Raw genomic sequence first — 2,919 nt, forward strand, 5'->3', positions numbered from 1 at the left:
CCCTTTGGGCTTGGCTGCCAATTGTTAGTTGTTTCTTATGAGAAAATGAGCTGGCTATTATGAATAAAATATTATTGATGGTATTTACTGGTATGGCAACATTTGCAAATGCAAGTGAACCAGAATACGACAAAACCAATGAATCAGTAATCATAGCTAAGTTTGAGATCGGTACCCACGCGATTAAAGACTACTCTGTTTTAGGAAAGGCTCAAGGAGTTCCTATAGATGAGAGTTATCAAAACCCTGCATTAGTAAGTAAACAGTGAGATAAGGTATGTCGAAAGGTTTACGCTGGCTTTTATTAGCCTTCACGTTCTTGATTATTTTTGATTATGTGGTAATTAGTTATTGGCGAGATAATACTAATATAGATATATCAGTATCTACCCTCATGATTATGCTGATTGGTTTACCTTTTGCTATCTTATTAGGTTTGTACACGATTATTATACTTGTAAAGTTTATAAAAAATAAATTAATTAGTACAACAACACTCCCTCCTATAGAAGAAAATAATAAGCCTAATGATCAAGAAGATAATACATCTATTGACTTAGACGAAAATATACTTTTACCAACACAATATCTACATATTTTAGAAACGGCATTGATAACGCCTTTTGGAAATGATGTAAAACAGATAATTGTAGAACTTCAGAAAATGAAACCTGCTGAACCAGATCCCATTTTAAAGTATGAAAAAACTTATCCGTATTTAAGTCAGCGAATCCCATCTATGCCTGCACTTAATGATGATGAAAAAATACTATTCAAACAAGAAACCTCTGCTTTGTCTTTGGTACCATATCCATTATTTACTGATCGAGCAAAACGACTGGAGCAAATAACGATTCAATTATTTGAAAAAAATTCTTTAGTTTTACAAAGTTTAGATATCAAACAATTATATCCAGAACAAGATGAGGATATTAAGTCTAAAAATCAAGCACGATTACACCCTGATTGGTTATCACAAACAAGTAAGCAACCTCTTCAAGAATCTACTGAAAGAGCCTATCATCGTCCTAGACCTAATTTGCAAGTTGTGTACATATTACCTCATCATATATCTGATGTAGAAAAGAAAATACTGTCAGAACTTCCAAAACAATGTTTAAAATTATTAGATATAAATGAGCAACATGATGTTCAATATCATATTCATTACGTAAACAGCAGTGATGAAACTCAAATGGTTATTGATAAAACGTTGACAAAACATTTAAATCATGTAGAAAATCCTCAATTACTTTTAATAATAGGCGTTGATTCGTGGATAGATCAGTTACTTCTTAATATTAAATTTGATAAAGAAAAGGAGTCTGTGCAACCTGCAGAATGTGGTTTTGCTGTATTATTTTCCGATCAAAAAATTACAACAGGTATTCATCCAATTGCAAGTATAACCAAACCTTCGAAATATAAATGTTATCAAAGCAATATATTAGATGACCAGGAAATTGCTAAAAATATAATTCGATCCGTGGAGCAAATCCAACAGGCATACGAATTTAATATAGATAACAAAATACTTGAAAGTGACCAACTTTTGATCGTTGATCATAAACCAACACAAATGCATGCTTTGATCGATTTAAATTCGTTATCTAATTATTTTGAAATAGAGAGCAACCAAATCCTGTCTACAGGGCATCTATTAAATGATACTAATAGTATGATATCTGGAATATCATTCAGTATTGCTATTGGTAATACGATCGAAAAACAAAAAAATACATTACTTATCAATAATGCTGGCACTCAATTAGGAACAAGTTGGATGGTTATTCCTCCTATATTTCCAATTGATGAACCAGATACTACTGTAGGAAGCTCAAAATAAATGTCACTGCCAATTATTGTAGAGGGTGATCTAACAACAACAGGGGGGCGTCTGATTCCTTCTCAAACAGCACGTAAATCCAATGGTAAAAATATTATTGTGTTAGGTGATAAGTTTTTTTGCCCTATATGCAAAAAAATAGGTTCAACAGTTCAAGCGAGCAGCCTACAATTTTGTAATAGCATTGGCGTTGTTTATCATGGGTGTAAGGTACAATGTGGTTGCCCTGGTAATCATATTGTCATGTCAACGCAGTCAGTCGATTTAACATAGGTTCAATCTACTGCAAAAACGTCCAGTACTACTGCTGAGAATGCCGTAACGGAAAGTGTTGTAAACAAAAAAGTTTATGATCATCAATTTGTCTTGGTAGATAACGTTACAAATACCCCACTTGCCAATCGATATTATAAAATCATCATGAATGGTGATGGGACTGTTGATTAGCATGTTTATCCACCTACTTCCCCCCAAGCTGCCAAACAGTTTAATTTAATTGGCTATTCTTATGGTTCAATGCTTGCAGCACAAATTGCGAAATCTTATGCAAATCTTGGTTATATAATAGATCATTTGGTATAAATAGGTTCTCCAATAGATTCTGATTTTTTAGCTATGTTAAGAAAACATAAGAACATAAAAAAGTGAGTATCATTAATTTAACTCAACATGGTGATCCTATTTATGCAAGTATGCCTTTTTCCGAACTTGATATAAATTCACCTGAAGTAGGACTTCAGATGCTCAATGGTAAGGGCGAGGGACATTTTTATTATGCACATGTAGTTTAGATTCTTCTCGATGTTGGACAGAATTAGCTAAAATGAAGGTCTTGAGTAGTCAGGTATTTTTTAGTTTTATACTATATTGCTTTGCGGTTATGGGCTTTAGTTGGATTTTTTATTTAGTCCATGAATATAATTCTGAAGTTACCTTAAATTACCTAGCACTACTGTTATACGGATACTGCTTCCGCCAAATATCTAAAAGCCCTTGTTTTTACAAGGGCTTATTTATTTGTATCTACAGTAAAAGTTAAACATTATAATCTTATATTTTGTATACTTAGATAA

General features: G+C 32.6%; 4 protein-coding genes. All 4 read left to right on the forward strand.

From position 1 onward, the window contains the following. The first annotated feature begins 59 nt into the window (after positions 1 to 59). Positions 60 to 269, forward strand: a complete 210-nt coding sequence (locus D7V20_RS18790; protein ID WP_120385364.1) for a hypothetical protein — start codon at positions 60 to 62, stop codon at positions 267 to 269. Between the two features lie 8 nt (positions 270 to 277). Next, positions 278 to 1,846 carry a hypothetical protein gene (locus tag D7V20_RS18795; protein ID WP_120385365.1) on the forward strand — a complete coding sequence of 523 codons (1,569 nt, stop codon included), beginning with the start codon at positions 278 to 280 and terminating at the stop codon, positions 1,844 to 1,846. Then, entirely contained in the window at positions 1,847 to 2,119 is a 273-nt protein-coding gene (locus D7V20_RS18800) for a PAAR domain-containing protein (RefSeq protein WP_120385366.1), read from the forward strand. Between the two features lie 371 nt (positions 2,120 to 2,490). Then, entirely contained in the window at positions 2,491 to 2,637 is a 147-nt protein-coding gene (locus D7V20_RS19925) for a hypothetical protein (RefSeq protein ID WP_171407865.1), read from the forward strand. Positions 2,638 to 2,919 lie beyond the last annotated feature (282 nt).

Origin of the sequence: Acinetobacter rongchengensis (assembly GCF_003611475.1) — a bacterium.
In the GTDB taxonomy this organism is placed as follows: Bacteria; Pseudomonadota; Gammaproteobacteria; order Pseudomonadales; family Moraxellaceae; genus Acinetobacter; species Acinetobacter rongchengensis.

Bases quoted from the DNA above. Each gene is read 5' to 3' on its own strand.
- D7V20_RS18790 (WP_120385364.1), top strand. From the start codon at position 60: ATGAATAAAATATTATTGATGGTATTTACTGGTATGGCAACATTTGCA.
- D7V20_RS18800 (WP_120385366.1), top strand. From the start codon at position 1,847: ATGTCACTGCCAATTATTGTAGAGGGTGATCTAACAACAACAGGGGGG.
- D7V20_RS18795 (WP_120385365.1), top strand. From the start codon at position 278: ATGTCGAAAGGTTTACGCTGGCTTTTATTAGCCTTCACGTTCTTGATT.